We start from the raw sequence: 19,246 nt of genomic DNA, 5'->3' as shown, positions 1-19,246 counted from the left end.
GTGGCAGGCGGCCGGCTACACGGAGTCGAACCAGCCGAGGGAGTCGATCTGGAAGTGTGCGCCCCAGTTGGGGTAGTCGCCACCGACCGCGTGCATGGTGACCTCGACGTGGTCGACCGACGATCGGCCCGCCCAGGCGGAGACATCGAGGCTCACCTGGTTCCACTGGTCGGCCTTGTACGGCTGGGTGATCGTTTGCACCGACGAACCTGACTTCAGGGTGAAGGTCACCTCGTAGCCGGTGGAGTTGGGTGCGCCGCCGTAGGAGTCGACCCAGACCACGACCCGCTTGGCCGCCGACAGGTCGAGCGGCTTGGCCAGGTCGACGTACATCGTCTTCGGCGCCAGCGACGAGGTCACCGGCGAGGCACCGTCGAGCATGTACGGGCCGGCCTGCGGTACGCCGGGACCGTTCGCGGTGGATGCCGTCGCCAACACCGACGCCATCCCCGTTCCGGCCTGCCAGCCCTGGACGGTGCCGTCGTCGAAGTCGAACAGCGGCTTCGCGACCGGGACCGGCTTCGGCGGCACGGTGACCGCGATCCGGTACTCGAATCCGGCCAGCTGGAAGCAGAGGTCCGGGTGATACGGATCCGCCGGCCTCGACGTGGCCACCGTCGCGTCGAACGTCCTGCTACCGCCCGGAGCGATCCCCTGGGCCGGGAACGAACCGGGGTCGAGCGTCACCCCGTCGCACGGCTTGACGTCCAGCGGGTCGCCGACCGGACGCAGATCGTCGTTGCGGACCGTGACCCGCACCGGCCGGCCGGCCCCGATACCCGCCGGCGCCTCGGCCGCGATCGACACGTTGCCGACCCGCCCCGCCTCCGCCAGCACACCGGCCAGTTGTACGTCGTCGAGATCGAAGTGACCGGTCCACGCCGCCTGGGTGCTGCCCCGGACCCAGACCTTGATGCGGCTGATCCTGCCGGTCCAGCCGGACAGGTCGATGCTCGCCTGCTGCCAGTCGCCGCCGTCACCCAGCCGGGTCGCGCCCTCGATCACGCGGCCGTCCTCGCCGTACGCCTTGATCTTCACGAACCGGGTGCCGACCGACGAGTCCGCAGGGATCCGGATCTTCACCGACAGCGCCGCCGCGCCGGCGGTGTCCACCGGCTGTGGCAGCACGACATCCGTACCGCGCCACAGCTGTGCGAGTTGAGCGGCGTACCCGGGGTCCCAGGTGAAGCTGGTGCGCAGCGCGCCGCCCACCGTCGTCACCTGATCCGCGGCATCGGACACCCGCCAGCCTTGTGTCCCGGACGTGAAGTCCATCAGCGTCCTTGTCTGCCGTGGCTTCGCGGTCCGGCTGGCGCCGACCGGCTGCGCGTTCGACCGGACGGCGAGCTTGGCCGGATCCCAGCCCGGTACGAGCTCGGACCAGTCCTTGATCCCGATCACGTCCAGCGCGAACTTCGTCGCCGCCGTCGATCGGCTGGTGTCGATGTCGCGGAAGACGTCGTACACCAGCTTCGGCGTCTTCGGCGCGGCCGGCGCGTCGACGGTGTCGTCCCACCACCACAGCCCGAGCCGCAGCCCGCCCTCGTAGCGATGGTCGACGTGCCGGTGCAGGATGAAGGCGTCGATCCCCGGCAGGAACGCGACCTTGTAGTAGGCGAGCGCGTAACAGGCCGCCTGGTCGAGTTCGGCCGCGCGGGTCGTGTTCTGCGTGTTGCAGCCCTGCTCGGACAGGATGATCCGCCGCTGCTGACCGCCGTACGTGAGCGCGGGGCGGGACAGGTACTGCGGCAGCACCTCGATGTTGCGCAAGGTGATCTTCGGGGTGCTGTCAGGATCGCCGGTGGTGTTGCCGTCCTGCCAGAAGCGTGGATTCGTGAGGTTGTCCGGATAGGGGTGGTAGGCAACGTTCCACGGGTAGTCGCCGTGCGCCTTGGTCAGCGCGTTCAGCTTGTCCACCACGTCCTTGCCCGGATAGAAGTGCCCCGGTGTGTCGACGAGCGCCTTGGCCCAGGCATGGGTCAGCGAGACGTATGTCCGCGCTTCGCCGTACGCCGCACGCGTTGCCAGGAAGGTGATCCGCAGCGCGCGCTCGTAGTACTGGAGGAACTCGTCGATCGGCTTCGCGCCCATGTTCTGCCAGTCCCAGGGCGCGTCGATCTCGTTGCCGACGATGAACCCGGTGGCCCGGCCGTACCGCTGATCCGTCCTGGTGTAGCGCTGGGCCAGGAACTCGACCGCGGCCGTGTAGTAGGCGATCCCCTCCGCGGTCTTGGTGTTGAAGGCGAATACCGGGCCGCCGCGCAGGTCGGCGTCCGGATGCTTCAGCACCGACCAGCTCGAGTTCGGCCGGTCGTCGCGGTACAGCAGCAGAATCAGATTGACCACGGTCTTGTTGTCGGACAACGGCTTGATCTGCCGGTCCAGTCCGCCGACCACCGCGGAGTCGAAGTAGTACGTCCGTCCTTGGGACACGAACGGGATCGACTTGCCGGCGCCGGCGTCGGTGACCTGCATCATCGTGTTGAACGGCACGTTGATCGCTGCGTGGCCGACGCCGAGATCCTCGGCGTCCGCGGTCAGCTGGACCTGCAGGCCCTTCTTCGTCGGGCTGGTCGGATACGGGTACTCGTTGGCCGGCGTGATCGCCAGCTCGTCGACCTGCCGGTCGGTCCCCACGAGCGAGCCGCCCGCCACAGCGACGTACTTGTCGTAGTACAAGCGCCCGGTGTCGCCTGCCCGCGATACCGTGGCGGCGAAGGCACCGGTCGCGTCGGACCGTACGGTGGCCACGGGCGTACCGCTCGTCCAAGCAGAGTCGTCCTGCTCAGTGCCGAGCGCGTAGACGGACACGTCCGTGCCGGGTCCGGCAGTGCCCGTGACCTGGATTGCCTGGTCCGTGGCCCGGACCGCGGTGATACCGGCCGGCGCCGCGACGGCGGGCGTGGTCACAAGCGCCGCGGCAGCGAGGGCGGTGACCACCGCCGCGGTGATCAGGCGTCTGATCGGCATCATTTCGCCTCCTTGGCCCACGGCTCGGTCCAGCCCGCGTCTTTCGCCGACTCACGCGCCGCGGTGGTCCAGTTCTCCTTCAGCGTCTGCAGCGTCTGCGCCTCGTCCTTGGTCCCGAGCAAGTAGCCGTCGTACACGGGCTTGCCGGCCAGCGCCTTCGGCCGCAGGTCCAGGCCCGTGACCCGCGGCGGGTGATTGAACCACTCCCCGCTCATCAGCCCCTGCAGCCCAGGCGCCGCCTTGCCGTCGGTGGTCGCCGGGATGCCACCCGACTTGTCCAGCCACGGCTGCCCGCCCTGCGTGCTGCTCGCGAACTGCAGGAACTTCACAGCCGCGTCCAGCTCCTTGCCCTTGGTGGTGGACGGGATCATGTACGACGTACCGCCGGTCTCCGCGCCGAACCGCGCCGGGGTTCCGTCGGACAGCGGGCTGTCGGCCTTGGTGATCGTGGGGAACGGCATCGTGCCGTGCTTCCAGGACACCTTGTCGAGGCTCGAGTCCGCGAAGTTCGTTCCCCAGGCGATCGCCGCCCGGCCGCCGACGAAGTCGTCGCCCCCGACGAACGACGCGCCACCGGCGATCCCCGACCAGTTCGGGGTTGCGCAGGCGTCGAACATCTTCTTGATCAGCCGCAGCCCTTCGGCGACCTCGGGCGTACTGGCCGGATCCAGCTCGCCGGTGAGGACGGCATGGGCGACCGACTTCGGCGTCAGCTGCGCCGCCTTGCCCGGCTTGCCGTCGGCATCGAACTGGTTCCACTTGGCGTAGTACTTGTCCATCACCATGCCCATGACGACGTTGTACGTCCACCCCTGACCGAGCCAGCCGTTGTCCATCGCGAGCGGCGCGTAGCCGGCGGCCTTCAGCTTCGGGCAGGCCGCCAGGAAGTCTCCGTACGTCGTCAGCGGAGCCTGGACGCCGGCCTTCGCGAACGCATCGGCGTTGTAGTAGAGGCCGATCGTCACCAGGTTGAACGGCACCCACTCGTAATGCCCCGCGGCGTTGCGGACCTTTCCCGACTTCGGGCCGAACTGGTCCGGGTTGAAGATGTCGATCCACTTCTGGTTGCCGGGGACGTACGGGTTCGGCTTGTTCAGGTACTCGTCCAGCGACACGACCTGATCCGGCTGATGCGGGGCCTGGTTGAAGACGAGCTCCGGTGCGGTGCCGGCAGTCAGCTGGGTGGACAGCGTCTGGACGAAGTCCGGGATCGGCAGCACGGTCGTCTCGACCTTGATCCCCGGTTCCTTCTCCTCGAACCGCTTGATCAGGTCCTCCCAGGCAGGCCCGAAACTCTTCGGGTCGGTGTTCCACTGGTTGGGTCCGGCGATCGTGATCGTGACCTGGTCACCGCCACCGGCGCCCGAGCCGTTGCAGGCCGCGGTGAGCGCGAGCAGGCCGGCCAGCGCCGCGCCCGACATCGCGCGGCCCCAACCCGGGCCCCTACCACGGCGCCGCGAAGCACGCAGTCTTCCCATCGAGGTTTCCCTTCTAGATCAGTGACTGCCCGGCAGGCCGCCTTGGACCCCGGCCAGGAAATGCTTGGAGAGCAGGACGAACAGGATCAGCAGCGGCAGGCTCGCCAGTGTGTACCCGGCGAACATCGGGCCGTACTCGGTGCCGGACTGACCATGGAAGAACAGCAGACCGACCGACACCGTGCGGTACTGGTCCTTGGTGATCGTCAGCAGCGGCCAGAAGAAGTCGTTCCAGACACCGTTGATCGTGACCAGCGAGACCGTGCCGATGACCGGCAGCGAGAGCGGCAGCATGATCGAGGTGAACATCCGGACCCCGCCCGCGCCGTCGGTCCGGGCCGCATCGAACAGCGACTGCGGGATGCCTTCGACGAAGGTCTTCATCAGGATCGTGCCGAGCACGACGCCGCCGGAGATGTGCGGGATCACCAGTACGGCGTACGTGTTGAGCAGCCCGAAGTCGCGCATCATCACGAACAACGGGATCAGGCTCGAGATGCTCGGCACCATCATCAGTGCCGCGATCATCGCGAACAGGAACCGCCGTCCGGGGAAGCTGTACCGGGCCAGGACGAAACCGGCCACCGACGACAGCACCAGGATCCCGACGATCGCCGCGGCCGCGACGACGAGCGACGTCAGCAGATAGGGACTGATCTGCCGCCAGGCGGCCGAGTAGTTCTCCAGGTGCAGCGGCCAGGCCGGCAACCAGTAGTTCGTCGCGAACTGCAGGTTGTCCTTGACCGACGTACCCAGCATGAACACGTACGGTCCGAGGCTGAGCAGCACCAGGATCGTGAGACCGGCAACCACACCGGCCTGTCCCCGTCCGCTTCTTCTCCGACCGGTACGGCGGGCGGTGCGCGCTCTCCGGGTGTCGAGCATCGTCACATCCCCTTCGCGTCGGACAGGTCGGTACGTCGGCGGACGAAGACGATCACGCACGACAGCGCCAGCGTGATCACGAACAACGTGGTGGACAGCGAGGCGGCGTACCCCCAGTCACCGCCCTGGTAAGCAACGTCGAGCATCCGCAGCACCGGCACCGTCGTCGCGCCGTCCGGGCCGCCGGAGGTGACGATGTAGGCGAGGAAGCCGTACTGCAGGGTGGAGACGACAGCCAGGAAGAACAGCAGCTTGATCTGTGCTGCGAGCAACGGAATGTCGATGGCCCAGACCCGGCGCCAGCGGTTCACGCCGTCGATCTCGGCAGCCTCGAAGATCTCCGAAGGAATATTGCTCAGACTCGAGTAGATGATCAGGAACGGCAGTCCGGCGACGAGCGGGAAGCCGATGAACAGCAGGCTGAGCAACGCGAGGTCCGGGTTGCCGACCCAGTTCTGCCGCAGGCCGGGCAGGCCGATCGCGCTCAGGGCCTGGTTGATGACGCCGCTGTTCGGGTGGTACATGAACGACCAGACCAGCGCGGTCACCACACCGGGGAAGGCCATCGGCACGATCAGCAATGTGCGGAAGACGAACTGCACCCTGCGGTTCCGCAGTGAGATCAGCAGCTCCGCCGCGAGCAACGGAATCGCCCACATCAGCACGCCGAACACGAAGATCAGGCCGAGGTTGCGGAACGAGCTCCACCACAGGCCGTCGCCGAGCATCGTCCGATAGTTGCCCAGCCCAACGAAGACGGAATGCCCGGCCGGCTTCCAGTCGAAGAACGAGTGCCAGATGCCGCTCGCCGCCGGGTAGTACTGGAAGACGGCGAGCGTCGCCAGCAAGGGCAGGAGCGCCGCGTACACCGCGAGCGGCCAGCGCCGCGATCGACGCCGCGGTGCGAGATTCGCCGCACCCGATGACACCGGCATCCGAGCCTCCGATCACCTGGTCGAAACGTTTCAGTGGAACTGTGGCGGAGTGGTTTCCCGCTGTCAAGGGCGAAACTTGCGGGCGTCCGGGATCGGCAACACCCCGGGCTGTAATCGTTTCAGTGACGCCGCGAGCTGGCCCGGACGATCAGTTCGGGCTGGATCTCCACGTGCCGCGGCGGCCCGGGCACCTTCGCGGCGGCCAGTTGCCGCACGAAGTCGACCGCCGCCCAGCCGAAGACGTCCCGCGGCCGGCGGACACTCGACAACGGCACCGTCGTCGACGACGCGAAGTCGATGTCGTCGTACCCGACCAGCGCGACCTGCTCCGGGATCCGCCAGCCGGCCGAGATCACCAGCGACTGCACCAACCCGATCGCGACCAGGTCGTTGATGGCGAAGATCCCGTCCGGCCGGCGCCGAACCGGACGCCGGTCGAGGGCCTCCCCCGCTGCCCGGCCGGCCTCGACGGTGCGGTCCTTGGTCGTCACGATCTCCAGGCTCACCCCGCGACGCCCGGCGGCCGCCTGCTCGGCTCCACGCACGCGTTCCTGAATCTGCGGCAGAGCCGGTTCACCGCCGACGACGGCGATCCGCCGGCAGCCCTGCTCGATCAGGTGCTCGACGGCGCGCCGTGCACCGGTGACGTCGTCGATCGCCACCGACGCGAACCCCGGCCGGTCAGCGTGCCCGTCCATCAGCACGGTCGGCACCTTGTGCCGGGCCAGCAGGTCCAGCTCGTCGGGCGTGGCGCTGCCCGAGGCGAGAATCATTCCGTACACCTGTTGCTGTACGACGAGGTCGACGTACCGCCGGTCCCGGTCGACGTCTCCGTGGCCGTACAGCAACATCAGGAACAGCCCGAAGTCCGTCGCGCGCTGCTCGATCACCTCGGCGACCTCGCCGAAGAACGGGTTGCGCAGTTCCATGCTCAGCATCGCCAGCATCCGGCTCTGCCCGGCGCGCAGTTGCCGGGCAGCCTCGTTCCGGATGTAGCCGAGGTCGTCGATCGCCTTCTGGATCCGGCGCGCCGTCTGCATTCCGACGCGCTCCGGATTGTTCAGGTACGTCGACGCCGTACCGAGGGAGACCCCGGCTTCCCGTGCGACGTCACGAATACTGGCAGGCACTCTTGCATCGTACGGTCTAGGTCATGACGTAGCCGAGGAGCGACTCCAGGACGTAGCCCTCACAGTTACTCTGCACGGTGATCAGGTGGTCGTTGTCGGAGTTTCGCCGGCAGCGGTACAGCGGCATCGCCGTGCCCGCGGCCGGTTGCCTCAGCACCCGATAGGTCTGCTCCTCGGTCACCCCGCTCGGCAGCAGCCGGGAGGATGCGAAGTGCTTGCCGGCGGCCGGGCTGCAGCCACGGCGCAGTGTGATGTACGGGAGCGTCTCGAAGCCGCAGGACAGCCGCGCCGGAGTCAGGTCGTTGCGGTTGGCAAGCGCATAGGTGCTCCACGCCGGCTTCGCCGTACCGTCGGTGCGATGCAGGCCGAGCGAGACGCCCTCACCGGCGTTGTCGGACATCCGATGGTAGATGTAGCTTCTCGCCCCTACCGGGCGTAGCCGCTTGCCTGAAGCAACTAGATTCAGTGCGTCTCGACCACGGTCACAGTGTGTCGGAGGAGCCGAGGCGGAGGTGTTCGGCGTGATAGACGGCTTCGTCGAGCAGTTGGGCGACGTGGTTGTCGTACAGGGAGTAGACGACACTGCGGCCTTGACGCGAGCCTTCGACGAGGCCGAGGTTTCGGAGTAGGCGGAGTTGCTGGGAGACCGCGGACTGCTCCATCTGGACGGACTCTGTGAGCTCTCCGACGGTGGCGGGACCTTCACGCAGACGGCCCAGGATCAGCAGCCGGCTCGGGGTGGCGAGCGCCTGCAGGGTCGCAGCAACGGCCTTCGCCGATGCGGCGTCCAGACGCGCCGGCGTGATCGCTCGCCCGTCCGCTCCGTGCCCCATGGCCGGAAGCATACCCCAAACGCAGACTTGCATGAATACATGTTCATATTTTACGGTTTTCGGCATGACCTCCACGCTGTCGGCACCCGCCCGCGAGCTTCCCCAAACCACCGACCGGCGGTCCCAGGTGTGGACGCTGCTCTCGATGCCCGAGGTCCGCTGGGCCGCGCTGGCGACGGTCTTCTTCCTGATCGGCGCCGGCCTCCAGGCGCTCGGCACGCCCGCTCCCGTCTGGTGGGCCTGCTACCTGATCTGCTACGTCACCGGTGGCTGGGAGCCTGCCTGGTCCGGGCTCCAGGCGTTGCGGGAGAAGTCGCTCGACGTCGACATCCTGATGATCGTCGCCGCGCTGCTCGCCGCGTCGATCGGGCAGATCTTCGACGGGGCCTTGCTGATCGTGATCTTCTCGACCTCCGGCGCTCTGGAAGCCTTCGTCACGAGGCGTACGGCGGACTCGGTGCGCGCGCTGCTCGACCTCGCGCCCGAGCAGGCGACCAGGATCACCACCTCCGGCGACGAACAGGTCGTCGACACCGCGGACCTGGTCGTCGGTGACGTCGTGCTGGTGCGTCCGGGCGAACGCGTCGGCGCCGACGGCGAGGTCGTCGACGGGCTGAGCGAAGTGGACCAGGCCTCCATCACCGGCGAACCGCTGCCGGTCGCGAAGACCAGCGGGGACGAGGTCTTCGCGGGCACCCTCAACGGCACCGGCGCGCTGAAGGTCGTGGTCAACCGGGCCGCCCGCGACTCGGTGGTGGCACGAATCGTCACCATGGTCGAAGAGGCGTCGCAGACCAAGGCCCGCACTCAGCTGTTCATCGAGAAGGTCGAGCAGCGCTATTCGGTCGGGGTCGTCGTCGCGACCCTCGCGGTCTTCGGGATCCCGCTGGCGCTCGGTGCCGCTTTCGAGCCGACGCTGCTGCGGGCGATGACGTTCATGATCGTCGCCTCGCCCTGTGCGGTGGTCCTGGCCACGATGCCGCCGCTGCTCTCGACGATCGCCAACGCCGGGCGTCACGGCGTCCTGGTGAAGTCCGCGGTGGCGTTGGAGAAGTTCGGTACGACGAGCCTCGTCGCGTTCGACAAGACCGGAACCCTGACCGAAGGAACCCCACGCGTCGCAGAGATCGAGGTCGTCGCGGACCGGATCACCACCGAGCAGGTACTGGCGCTTGCCGCCGCGGCGGAGCGGCCGAGCGAGCACCCACTCGCACGGGCAGTCGTCCTGGCAGCGCACGAGGCGGAACTCACGGTGCCCCACAGCGAAGACTTCACCTCGACACCGGGACGAGGAGTGTCCGCGGTGATCGACGGCAAGGTCGTCCGCGTCGAGTCCCCGCGTCACATCGCCGACAGCGAAGCCGCAACGCTGGTCACACAACTCGAGGCGGCCGGTCGTACGGCGGTGGTCGTGACCGTCGACGACCTGCCGGTCGGGGTACTCGGGCTGGCCGACCGGGTTCGCCCCGGGGCGCGTGAGACCGTCGCCACACTGCGTCAGCTGACCGGCCGCAGCCCGATCCTGCTGACCGGTGACAACCAACGGGCCGCACAGAGGCTGGCCGAAGAGGTGGGCATCACCGACGTACGAGCCGGGCTGCTGCCCGCGGACAAGGTGACCGCGGTCCGCGAACTTCAGGCCGACGGACAACGCGTGATGCTCATCGGCGACGGCGTCAACGACGCACCCGCGATGGCAGCCGCGGAACTCGGCGTCGCGATGGGCCGCAACGGCTCGGACCTGGCACTCGAGACCGCCGACGCGGTAGTCGTCCGCGATGAACTCGCCACCGTGCCGAAGGTCATCGGCCTGGCCCGCCGCGCCCACCGACTCGTCAAGGCGAACCTCGTCTTCGCGGCAACCATCATCACGATCCTGGTGATCTGGGACATCCTCTGGATCCTTCCCCTCCCCCTCGGCGTCGCCGGCCACGAAGGCTCCACGATGGTCGTCGGCCTCAACGGCCTCCGCCTGCTCGCCCGCGGGGCGTGGCGCACGGCAGATCAGACTGTCGGCTAGGGCAGTGAAGCTCCGCAATGTCGTGGTGAGGCACGTGCCCAGCGTGATGACCCGTCGCTGCACTTCCCGCACGAGATCGAACGAACCGGCCAGCAGGCCCGCGATCGCATCCGAATGCCCGTTGAGGAACTTGGTTGCCGAGTGCACCACGACGTCCGCGCCCAGCGCGAGCGGCTGAACGCAGTACGGCGTGGCGAACGTGTTGTCCACGACCATCGGTGGGACCACCAGGCGGGTCCTCGGCAGGAATCTCGTGGAATGGACAGGGCGTCCCTCTGTCCTCCTCGTCGGAACCTCTTGCCGGGTGGTGATCAACAGTCTTAGTATCTGCATATGCGCGTAGATACGCAATCACATCGAGAGACCCCGGACGACGACCACGTCGCGCTGGCGGTCGAGGTGTTCCGGATGCTGTCGGACCCGACGCGGGTCCGGCTGCTCTGGTCGATGCTCGACGGCGAGCGGTCGGTCAACGAACTGGCGGAGACGGTCGGGAAGTCGCCTGCCGGGGTCTCCCAGCATCTGGCCAAACTGCGGCTGGCGCGCTTGGTACGCAGCCGGAAGCAGGGCAACCAGGTCTTCTACCGGATCGAGAACTCGCACGCCGCCCAACTGGTCGAGGACGCGATCTACCACGCCGAGCACTCCAGCGGCGGCTTCCCCCCACACCACCGCCCCAACGCCGCGGTGGGCCACATCGACCCAGCCACCGGCACCTGACAGATCAGAGGACGAAGAGCCGATGAGCACCACAGGGCACGACCACAAGCACCCGCATGACGACCACGAGCCGGCCGGTCACGGACATGGCCACGACCATCACGATGGGTTCCTCGGGAAGCTCAAGGAGATCTTCGTCCCGCACTCGCACGACAGCGCCGACAAGGTCGACTCCGCGCTCGAAGCCAGCAAAGAGGGCATGCGCTGCCTGAAGATCAGCTTCGCCGGCCTCATCGTCACCGCGCTCATCCAGACCGTCATCGTCATCTACACGAACTCGGTCGCGCTCCTCGGCGACACCCTGCACAACTACGCCGACGCCCTCACCGCGATCCCACTGGCCGTCGCCTTCCTCGTCGGCCGGCGACTCGCCACCCGCAGCTACACCTACGGCTTCGGCCGCGCCGAAGACCTCGCCGGCATCATCGTCGTCGTGCTCATCGCGCTCTCATCCGCGTACGCCGGCTACGAAGCAGTCATGCGCTTCATCCACCCGTCCGACGTCCGCCACGTCGGCGTACTCATCATCGCCGGCGTCGTCGGATTCCTCGGCAACGAGGTCGTCGCGCAGTACCGGATCCGCACCGGCAAACGGATCGGCTCGGCCGCGCTGGTCGCCGACGGTCTGCACGCCCGCACCGACGGCTTCACCAGCCTCGCCGTCGTCCTCAGCGCCATCGGCGCCTGGCTCGGCTTCCCGTTGGCCGACCCAATCATCGGCCTGCTGATCACGATCGCGATCCTGTTCGTACTCCGCGACGCGGCCCGCGAGGTCTACCGCCGCCTGATGGACGCCGTCGACCCCGCCCTCGTCGACCGGACCGAACAAGTCATCCGCTCCACCCCAGGCGTCGTCGACGTCTCCGCCGTCCACCTCCGCTGGATCGGCCACGCACTGCGCGCCGAGGCCCGCATCACCGTCGACTCGAGCAGCTCGCTGATCGACGCCCACCACATCAGCCACCAGGTCGAACACGACCTGGTCCACGGTGTACACCGCCTCAGCTCTGCCACCATCCACCCCGAACCCCTCCCCCACGACTCCGCTGCCGCCCACGACCTCGTCTCCCACCACCACAAGTAGCCCACCAAATCGCGGCCGGTGCACCTCACACCGGCCGCGAACTCACGCCCCCTACACCGACCACGCAGACAACCGAACGCCAGCTCCGAACAGCCACCTGCACTCGGCCCCTCGCTTCTTCAAGAGCCCTGAAGAACTGACCAAGACCGCATCGGCAGGCTCGATCGCCCTGTGGCACTACTACGCCAGCATCACGCTGGCGGACGGTGCGAACATCAAGGAGCTCTCGGAGTACCTTGGGCACGCCGATCCGGGGTTCACGCTGCAGATGTACACCCACCTGTTCCCGTCTTCGTACGACCGGGCACGACAGGCCATCGACGACGGTCCGAGCCTGCTCTGAGCAGCCATGCAGAGCAGCTCAGATATCTTGTAAATAAGGCTACTTGAGCTCGGCGGACGTCTTTCCGAGCAAGCGGCGGGCGACGATTAGTTGCTGGATTTGCTGGGTGCCTTCGAAGATGTCGAGGATCTTGCTGTCTCGGGACCACTTTTCGAGGAGGTGGTGTTCGGAGTAGCCGAGGGTGTTGGTGAGGGCTACGCAGCGGAGGGTTATGTCGTTGGCGGTGCGGCCGGCTTTGGCTTTGGCTATGGAGGCCTGGAGGGAGTTGGGGTGGGCGTTGTCGGCCATCCAGGCGGCCTGGAGGGTGAGGAGGTAGGCGGCTTCCCAGTCGGATTCCATCGCCAAGAACGTTGCCGCAGCATGGGATTGCAGGGACGTGGGGCGGTCGTAGTCGACCTGGACGCCGGCTTCGGACAGGAGGTCGCGGGTCAGTTCGAGGGCGGCGCGGGCGCAGCCTACGGCCATGGCGGCTACCAGGGGGCGAGTGTTGTCGAAGGTTTGCATGACGCCGGCGAAGCCTTTGTCGATGTCGGCGGTGCCGAGGAGGTTCGCGGCGGGGACGCGGCAGTTGTCGAAGCGGATGGTGGCGGTGTCGGAGGCGCGGATGCCGAGTTTGTGTTCGAGGCGTTCGACGGTCATGCCGGGGGTGTCCTTCATGACCACGAAGGACTTGATCGCGGCCCGGCCGAGGGTCTTGTCGAGGGTGGCCCAGACGACGACGGCGTCGCAGCGGCCGCCGGCCGTGACGAAGATCTTCTCGCCGTCCAGCACGTACGAGTCGCCGTCGAGGCGGGCGGTGGTGCGGATGTTGGCGGAGTCCGAACCGCAGCCGGGTTCGGTGATCGCCATCGCCGCCCAGACGCCGTCGAAGCGCCGGAGTTGCTCGTCGGAGGCGACGGACGCGATCGCGGAGTTGCCGAGGCCCTGGCGGGGCATCGACAGCAGCAGACCGACGTCACCCCAGCACAGCTCCATGATCGACAGCACCGACGACAGGTTCGACCCGTTCACGACGCCGTCCTCGGAGGCAGCGGTACGCCGTACCCCGGAGGCGCCCGCGCCCGAACCGGTGCCTGAGGCCCCTAGTCCGTCGACCATCGCGGCGAGCATGTCCAGCTCGACCGGGTACTCGTGTTCGGCGAGGTCGTAGCGTCGCGAGTTCGGCCGCAGCATCTCGGCGGCGACCTGGTGCGCCTGGTTGACGAACGCCTTGAACTTGCGAGGGGTTTCGAGGTTGATCATCAGACCAGCACCGCGCCTTCCATGATGCCGATGGCCCGCAGGTCGCGGTACCAGCGTTCGACCGGATGCTCCTTCACGAACCCGTGTCCACCGAGCAGTTGTACGCCGTCCGTCCCGATCTGCATGCCCTTCTCCGCGCACAGGTGCCGCGCCAGCGCCACCTCCCGATCGAACGGTAGCCCTTGCGCCGCACGCGACCCGGCCCGGTACGTGACCAGCTTCATGCCCTCGAGCTCGATCCCGATGTTCGCCACCATGAACGCCACCGACTGCCGATGGCTGATCGGTTCACCGAAGGCCTCACGCGAATTCACGTACGGGATCACGTAGTCCAGCACGGCCCGCGCCGTACCCAAGGAGAGCGCGCACCACCCGAGCCGCGACAGCCGGACGCACTCGCGGTAGTCGTCCGTCGTCCCGAGCGGCACCGCCGGTACGTCGGTGAGGATCACCCGCGACAGCGACGCCGCGCGCAGCCCCATCGACGGCTCGGCCTCGATCGTCACGCCCGGGTGGTCCGGCTCGACCACGAACAGCCGCGGCCCGGCGTCGGTCTGCGCGCCGATCACGAACAGCTCCGCCTCGGCGGCCCGCGGTACCAGCGACTTCACGCCGTTCAGCAGCCCGCCGGTGGATCGCGTCCGCAGCTCGAAGGGATCGAACAGCGCCCGCGGTTCGAGCAGCGCCAACGCGGCCGCCGGCACGGACGACCCGGTGAAGGACGGGAGGTACGTCGCCTGCTGCGTCTCGTCGCCCCACAGCGAGATCGCCGTACTGACCGCGGACGGCGCGAGGCACGCGACGGCCTGGCCCATGTCGCCGTGCGCGAGCGCCTCGGCCACGAGCACGCCGGTCATCGTGGAGCGCTCGGTGACGATCCCGCCGAGATCCTCCGGTACCTCGATCAGGCTCAGCCCGAATTCGGCCGACGAGTCGAGGATCTTCGCGTCCGTCGTACACGCGGTGTCGGCCGCGGCGGCAGCAGGCCGCAGTACGTCGGCGGCGAACTCGCGGACGACGTCGACCATCATCTGCTGGTCCTCGGTCGGCGTCAGGTCGAACCGCCCGGTCCCGCGCGCCGCGGGCAGCCGGGACGGCGAGGCGAGCTTGGACGCCGCGGTGAACCGCCGGGACAGCGCGCCGGCCGTCCGGAATCCGGTCTTGGTGGCCTCGAACACGGCCCGCTCGGCCGGCTTGCGGAGCCCGAGCCGGTCGATCGCCCGCCACTGCGCCAGCCGGTTCAGCAGCGCGACCCCGACGCCGATCGCGTCCCGCCGCCCGCGTGTCCGCTCATGAACGCTCATGGCGCTACTGTAAACCGAAGTTACAACCCAGGTCACGCCTTCCCGGGTTGATAACCTGCCGCCATGGCGGTCAGCATGTCCGACGTGGCGCGGCACGCAGGCGTCTCGCAGCGCACCGTCTCGAACGTGGTGAACAACTACGTGCACGTCTCCCCCGCGACCCGCGCCCGCGTCCAGGCCAGCCTCGACGCGCTCGGGTACCGCCCGAACACCGCCGCCCGCCGGCTCCGCACCGGCCGCACCGGCACCGTCACGCTGGCCGTCCCGAGCTTCCGCGAGCGGTACTTCGCCGACCTCGCCGAGGCGGTCGTCGGCGCCGCCCGGGACCGCGGTACGACGGTCCTCGTCGAGACCACGGGCGGCCGCCGGGACCTCGAGCTCGAGTTGCTCCGCGGCGGCGGCGACATCCTCACCGACGGGGTGATCATGAGCGCGGTGGCGCTCGGCCGCGGCGACCAGCGCGGCGCACACCCGGTGGTCCTGATCGGCGACCGCGAGCCGGGCAGCACGATCGACCACGTCGGGATCCGGAATCGCGAGGCGGCGCAGGCCGCGGTCACGCACCTGCTCGGCACCGGCCGGCAACGGATCCTGCTGCTCGGCGCGAACCACGGGCCGCGACGGTCGTATCAGCTCCGCCGTCAGGGGTACCAGGCCGCGCTCAAGAAGCACGGCACGGCGCTCGACCCCGACCTGATCGTCGAGTGCGACTGGACGACCACAGCTGCGGCCGCGGCCATCGCCCGGACGTACGACGACCTGCGGCCGGACGGCATATTCGCGATGAACGACTCGGCCGCGCTCGGCGTCCTGCAGGCGCTGCGCCGGCGCGGCGTCGAAGTACCGCGGGACGTGTCGGTGATCGGGTTCGACGACATCGTCGAGTCGAGTGTGTCGACGCCGACGCTGAGCACGGTGGCGCCGCTGCTCGACGAGATCGCGGCCGCGGCGCTCGACCTGCTCGCGGAGCAGCGCGCCGCGGACCACGTCCCCGAGCACCGGATGGCCGGGTACGAACTCCGGATCCGGGAGAGCTCCACCCGCTGACCCGGATCAACCCGCGGCGACCTCTTGTGGCGCGGATTTGCTACGTAGTAAATTCGCGCACCATGACGCGCACCGCTCTCGCCCCGAAGTTCACCGGAGCCGGAAACATCGAGTTCGCGGCTCACGACTACTCCGACCCCGGCCCCGGCCAGCTGCTGCTGTCCGTGCAGGCCAACGCCCTCTGCGGCACCGACCGCCACCAGTACTTCGACGGCTCGTCCGTCGTCCCCGGTCACGAGGCCGCCGGGACGGTCCTCCAGGCGGGCGAAGGAACCAGCACGCCGATCGGCACCCGCGGCGCGGTGTTCCTGATGGACTACTGCGGCGAGTGCCGCAGCTGCCGGTACGGCGCCACCAACCAGTGCTTCGCGAAACGCGCCGACATGGGCTTCACCCACGACGGCGGGTACGGCCCGTACGAGCTGGTCCACGAGTCCAACTTCTTCCCGATCACCGACGACGTCGAGATCGGCAACGCCACCATGCTGCTCGACGTGATGGGCACGAGCAGCCACGCGCTCGGCCGTGCCGCGCTGGTCCGCCAGGACGTCGAGAGCGTCTACATCGCCGGCGCCGGGCCGATCGGGCTCGGGCTGACCGTGATGAGCAAGCTCACGTACGGCGCCGACGTACCGGTCTACATCTCCGACGTGTCCCGCTGGCGACTGGACTTCGCCGAGACGTTCGGCGCGATCCCGCTGATTGTCAACAATCTACAATCAGCCGGGAGCCCGGATATCGCGTTCGATGCCTCCGGCAAGGAGTCGGCGCGGCGGTCGGCGCTCGACATCCTCGGCAAACGCGGCGCGCTGATCTGCGTCGGCCACGGCGAGGGCGTCACGCTGAACGCGTCCGACGACCTGATCAGCCCGGAACACGCCGTCCTCGGCAGCGAGTACTTCCGGTACGACGAGATGGCCGGCAACCTCGCGCTGCTCTCGGAACACCAGGACCTGATCTCGCGGGTGATCAGCCACCGCTTCCCGGTCGCCGAGATCGCGGACGCGTTCCGGTTGTTCATGGCCGGCGAGACCGGCAAGGTCGTCATCACCCAGGAGGGCGCCGCGTGAGAGTCGCGGTGGTCGGCGCCGGCGGCTGGGGCGAGCACCACGCCCGGATCTTCGCGCGCCGCGACGACACCGACCTGGTCGCCGTCGTCGGGCGGACCGCGGAGCGCACCCAGGCGCGGGCCGAGCGGTACGGCAGCACGCCGTACATCGATCTCGACCTGATGCTGGAGCGCGAGCGGCCCGAGCTGATCACGGTGTGCCTGCCGAACGAGGACCACTTCGACGTCACGCTCAAGCTCGTCCACACAGGCATCCCGCTGCTCGTCGAGAAACCGCTGGTCTTCGACCTCGACCAGGCCGACACCCTCCTCGACGAGGCCGCCGGCAACTTCTTCGCGATCAACTTCAACCATCGGTACGCCGAACCCGTGCAGCGCGCGAAGGCGCTGATCGACGCCGGTGAGCTCGGCGACCTGGTCTTCGCCACCTGGCGTTTCGGCGGCGAGGCGAACCGCGGCGGCTCCCCGCACGCGAACCTGATCGAGACGCAGTGCCACGGCTTCGACATGCTCGAGCACCTGGCGGGCCCGATCTCCGCGGTGTCCGCGCACATGACCGACAAGACGTACGGCGCGTTCAGCACGGTCGCACTGGCGCTCGACTTCGCGAACCGCGCGGTCGGCACGATGCTCGGCAGCTACGACTCGTCGTACGCGTACCCGGACACGCACCACCTCGAGATCAACGGCACCGAGGGACGGCTGGTCATCCACGACACGGTCCGCTCGCTCAGCTTCAGCAAACCGGGCGACCCGGTCGAACGCCGCTGGCACTCGACGTACTTCGACGACGAGTCCCGCAACTTCGCCGGCACCTTCGACCGCCACGTCGACGCGCTCCTCGAAGCCCTCCGCGAAGGCGCCGAACCACCCGTCCACGCGCGCGCCGGCCGCCGCGCGCTCGAGTTGGCGCACGCCGCGATCGAGTCGCACGCGACCGGTAGGCGCGTCACCACCTAGAGGTTGTCGGCCTTGGACTGCAGGTAGCGCTGCTCGGGGAGGCTGGTGGTGCGGCGGGCGGCGGCCAGGTAGTGCTCGTGGGCCTTGCGCGGCTCGCCGAGGCGTTCGTAGAGGTGGGCGCGGACGGCGTCCAGGCGGTGGGTCTCGGTGATGTTCTTGTCGTCCTCGATGGTCGCGAGCAGGTCGAGGCCGGCCTGCGGGCCGTCGACCTGGGAGAGCGCGATCGCGCGGTTCAGCGTGACCATCGGGTTCGGCGCGAACTTCTCCAGCACCAGGTACAGCGCGTGGATCTGCTGCCAGTCGGTCGCGTCCGTGCTCGGTGCTTCGGCGTGGACGGCGGCGATCGCGGCCTGTAACTGGTACGGGCCGACGGCGCCCTGCTGGAGCGTGCGCAGGATCAGGTCGGCACCCTCGGTGATCTGCGCGCGGTCCCACAGCGAGCGGTCCTGCTCGTCGATCGGGACCAGGCCGCCGTCGGCCGTCGTCCGCGCGGCCCGCCGCGAGTCGGTGAGCAGCATCAACGCGAGCAGGCCCGCGACCTCGCCGTCGTCCGGGAGCGCGGCCCGCAGCATCCGGGCCAGCCGGATCGCCTCGGCGGTCAGCTCGACGCGCTGCAGCTCCTCCCCCGAGCTGGCCGTGTACCCCTCGTTGAAGATCAGGTACAGGACCTGCAGTACGACGCGCAGCCGCTCGGCCTGCTCCGCCGCAGGTGGCAGCTCGAACCGGCTGCCGGCCGCCTTGATGCTCTTCTTCGCGCGGCTGATCCGCGGCGCCATCGTTGCCTCCGGCACCATGAACGCCCGCGCGATCTCGGCCGTCGTCAGACCGCCGACGGCCCGCAACGTCAACGCCACCTGGGATGCGGGCGTGACCGCCGGATGACAGCACAGGAACAACAGCGTCAACGTGTCGTCGGCCTCCGGGCCTGCGTCCACATCGGCGCCCGGGGCAACCAGTTCCTCCGGACCGGCCATCGCCGCCAGGTTATCCTCGCGCCGCCGCCGCGCGCTCTCGCTGCGGAACGCGTCCGTCAGCCGCCGGGTCGCGACCGTGATCAGCCAGCCCCGCGGATTCCCCGGTACGCCGTCCACCGGCCACTGGGTCGCCGCCGCCAGCAACGCCTCCTGTACGGCGTCCTCGCACAGGTCGAACTGCCCGTGCCGCCGCGCCAGGAACCCCAGCACCTGCGGCGCGAGCTCCCGCAACAACCCCTCCACGTTCACCTC

Annotated in this window: 16 protein-coding genes and 1 pseudogene; 6 read left to right on the top strand and 11 right to left on the bottom strand. The window is 68.6% G+C overall.

What is annotated here, in order from left to right; translation table 11 throughout:
* Positions 1-15: 15 nt before the first annotated feature.
* The 7 genes from ACXJJ3_RS37735 to ACXJJ3_RS37705 form a co-directional block, all read right to left on the bottom strand.
* Positions 16-2,973 carry a DUF5722 domain-containing protein gene (locus ACXJJ3_RS37735; RefSeq protein ID WP_458166730.1) on the bottom strand — a complete coding sequence of 986 codons (2,958 nt, stop codon included), beginning with the start codon at positions 2,971-2,973 and terminating at the stop codon, positions 16-18.
* Complete coding sequence (locus ACXJJ3_RS37730) at positions 2,970-4,391, bottom strand: ABC transporter substrate-binding protein (protein WP_458166729.1); 1,422 nt, start codon at positions 4,389-4,391, stop codon at positions 2,970-2,972. Before ACXJJ3_RS37730 ends, ACXJJ3_RS37735 begins: the two co-directional genes overlap by 4 nt.
* 75 nt (positions 4,392-4,466) lie before the next feature.
* Positions 4,467-5,261 (bottom strand): carbohydrate ABC transporter permease, encoded by a 795-nt coding sequence (locus ACXJJ3_RS37725; protein ID WP_458166728.1) that lies wholly within the window; start codon positions 5,259-5,261, stop codon positions 4,467-4,469.
* Between the two features lie 74 nt (positions 5,262-5,335).
* Positions 5,336-6,268: a carbohydrate ABC transporter permease gene (locus ACXJJ3_RS37720; protein WP_458166727.1), complete on the bottom strand. Its 933-nt coding sequence runs from the start codon at positions 6,266-6,268 to the stop codon at positions 5,336-5,338.
* A gap of 119 nt (positions 6,269-6,387) precedes the next feature.
* On the bottom strand, positions 6,388-7,398 hold the full coding sequence (locus ACXJJ3_RS37715; RefSeq protein WP_458166726.1) for a LacI family DNA-binding transcriptional regulator: 1,011 nt from the start codon (positions 7,396-7,398) through the stop codon (positions 6,388-6,390).
* 16 nt (positions 7,399-7,414) lie between these two features.
* A complete protein-coding gene (locus ACXJJ3_RS37710; RefSeq protein ID WP_458166725.1) occupies positions 7,415-7,798 on the bottom strand; it encodes a hypothetical protein in 384 nt (127 codons plus the stop codon).
* A gap of 82 nt (positions 7,799-7,880) precedes the next feature.
* Positions 7,881-8,231, bottom strand: a complete 351-nt coding sequence (locus ACXJJ3_RS37705) for an ArsR/SmtB family transcription factor (RefSeq protein ID WP_458166724.1) — start codon at positions 8,229-8,231, stop codon at positions 7,881-7,883.
* A 64-nt stretch (positions 8,232-8,295) separates the two neighbouring features.
* Between ACXJJ3_RS37705 and ACXJJ3_RS37700 the strand changes: the two genes are divergently transcribed.
* Positions 8,296-10,251: a heavy metal translocating P-type ATPase gene (locus ACXJJ3_RS37700; protein ID WP_458166723.1), complete on the top strand. Its 1,956-nt coding sequence runs from the start codon at positions 8,296-8,298 to the stop codon at positions 10,249-10,251.
* 60 nt (positions 10,252-10,311) lie between these two features.
* Here the strand turns inward: ACXJJ3_RS37700 and ACXJJ3_RS37695 are convergent.
* A pseudogene (locus tag ACXJJ3_RS37695) lies at positions 10,312-10,467 on the bottom strand (PLP-dependent transferase); the annotation flags it as partial.
* A gap of 117 nt (positions 10,468-10,584) precedes the next feature.
* Between ACXJJ3_RS37695 and ACXJJ3_RS37690 the strand changes: the two are divergent.
* Both ACXJJ3_RS37690 and ACXJJ3_RS37685 read left to right on the top strand, forming a co-directional pair.
* Positions 10,585-10,971 (top strand): ArsR/SmtB family transcription factor, encoded by a 387-nt coding sequence (locus tag ACXJJ3_RS37690; protein WP_458166722.1) that lies wholly within the window; start codon positions 10,585-10,587, stop codon positions 10,969-10,971.
* Between the two features lie 22 nt (positions 10,972-10,993).
* A complete protein-coding gene (locus ACXJJ3_RS37685) occupies positions 10,994-12,055 on the top strand; it encodes a cation diffusion facilitator family transporter (RefSeq protein ID WP_458166721.1) in 1,062 nt (353 codons plus the stop codon).
* Positions 12,056-12,437: 382 nt separating this feature from the next.
* Here the strand turns inward: ACXJJ3_RS37685 and ACXJJ3_RS37680 are convergent, their stop codons facing one another.
* Entirely contained in the window at positions 12,438-13,640 is a 1,203-nt protein-coding gene (locus tag ACXJJ3_RS37680; protein ID WP_458166720.1) for an acyl-CoA dehydrogenase family protein, read from the bottom strand.
* Positions 13,640-14,944: an acyl-CoA dehydrogenase family protein gene (locus ACXJJ3_RS37675; protein WP_458166719.1), complete on the bottom strand. Its 1,305-nt coding sequence runs from the start codon at positions 14,942-14,944 to the stop codon at positions 13,640-13,642. Before ACXJJ3_RS37675 ends, ACXJJ3_RS37680 begins: the two co-directional genes overlap by 1 nt.
* Positions 14,945-15,007: 63 nt before the next feature.
* On the opposite strand from ACXJJ3_RS37675, the gene ACXJJ3_RS37670 reads away from it, so the two are divergent.
* The 3 genes from ACXJJ3_RS37670 to ACXJJ3_RS37660 all read left to right on the top strand — a co-directional run bounded on the left by ACXJJ3_RS37670 (position 15,008) and on the right by ACXJJ3_RS37660 (position 18,020).
* Positions 15,008-15,991, top strand: coding sequence for a LacI family DNA-binding transcriptional regulator (locus ACXJJ3_RS37670; RefSeq protein ID WP_458166718.1), 984 nt, complete (start codon positions 15,008-15,010; stop codon positions 15,989-15,991).
* Between the two features lie 62 nt (positions 15,992-16,053).
* Positions 16,054-17,061: an alcohol dehydrogenase catalytic domain-containing protein gene (locus ACXJJ3_RS37665; protein ID WP_458166717.1), complete on the top strand. Its 1,008-nt coding sequence runs from the start codon at positions 16,054-16,056 to the stop codon at positions 17,059-17,061.
* A complete protein-coding gene (locus ACXJJ3_RS37660; RefSeq protein ID WP_458166715.1) occupies positions 17,058-18,020 on the top strand; it encodes a Gfo/Idh/MocA family protein in 963 nt (320 codons plus the stop codon). Before ACXJJ3_RS37665 ends, ACXJJ3_RS37660 begins: the two co-directional genes overlap by 4 nt.
* Here the strand turns inward: ACXJJ3_RS37660 and ACXJJ3_RS37655 are convergent.
* A complete protein-coding gene (locus tag ACXJJ3_RS37655; RefSeq protein ID WP_458166714.1) occupies positions 18,017-19,243 on the bottom strand; it encodes an RNA polymerase sigma factor in 1,227 nt (408 codons plus the stop codon). The two genes, ACXJJ3_RS37660 and ACXJJ3_RS37655, sit on opposite strands and share 4 nt — an antisense overlap.
* Positions 19,244-19,246 lie beyond the last annotated feature (3 nt).

Source organism: Kribbella sp. WER1 (assembly GCF_054189145.1).
Note: the sequence above shows the minus strand (reverse complement) of the source record. Positions and strands in the feature narration are given on the sequence as shown.

What these genes read in the sequence shown, in the direction of transcription:
- ACXJJ3_RS37735 (WP_458166730.1), bottom strand. Translation starts at nt 2,973, where the DNA reads ATGATGCCGATCAGACGCCTGATCACCGCGGCGGTGGTCACCGCCCTC.
- ACXJJ3_RS37730 (WP_458166729.1), bottom strand. Translation starts at nt 4,391, where the DNA reads ATGTCGGGCGCGGCGCTGGCCGGCCTGCTCGCGCTCACCGCGGCCTGC.
- ACXJJ3_RS37720 (WP_458166727.1), bottom strand. Translation starts at nt 6,268, where the DNA reads ATGCCGGTGTCATCGGGTGCGGCGAATCTCGCACCGCGGCGTCGATCG.
- ACXJJ3_RS37710 (WP_458166725.1), bottom strand. Translation starts at nt 7,798, where the DNA reads ATGTCCGACAACGCCGGTGAGGGCGTCTCGCTCGGCCTGCATCGCACC.
- ACXJJ3_RS37705 (WP_458166724.1), bottom strand. Translation starts at nt 8,231, where the DNA reads ATGGGGCACGGAGCGGACGGGCGAGCGATCACGCCGGCGCGTCTGGAC.
- ACXJJ3_RS37700 (WP_458166723.1), top strand. Translation starts at nt 8,296, where the DNA reads ATGACCTCCACGCTGTCGGCACCCGCCCGCGAGCTTCCCCAAACCACC.
- ACXJJ3_RS37690 (WP_458166722.1), top strand. Translation starts at nt 10,585, where the DNA reads ATGCGCGTAGATACGCAATCACATCGAGAGACCCCGGACGACGACCAC.
- ACXJJ3_RS37685 (WP_458166721.1), top strand. Translation starts at nt 10,994, where the DNA reads ATGAGCACCACAGGGCACGACCACAAGCACCCGCATGACGACCACGAG.
- ACXJJ3_RS37680 (WP_458166720.1), bottom strand. Translation starts at nt 13,640, where the DNA reads ATGATCAACCTCGAAACCCCTCGCAAGTTCAAGGCGTTCGTCAACCAG.
- ACXJJ3_RS37675 (WP_458166719.1), bottom strand. Translation starts at nt 14,944, where the DNA reads ATGAGCGTTCATGAGCGGACACGCGGGCGGCGGGACGCGATCGGCGTC.
- ACXJJ3_RS37670 (WP_458166718.1), top strand. Translation starts at nt 15,008, where the DNA reads ATGGCGGTCAGCATGTCCGACGTGGCGCGGCACGCAGGCGTCTCGCAG.
- ACXJJ3_RS37665 (WP_458166717.1), top strand. Translation starts at nt 16,054, where the DNA reads ATGACGCGCACCGCTCTCGCCCCGAAGTTCACCGGAGCCGGAAACATC.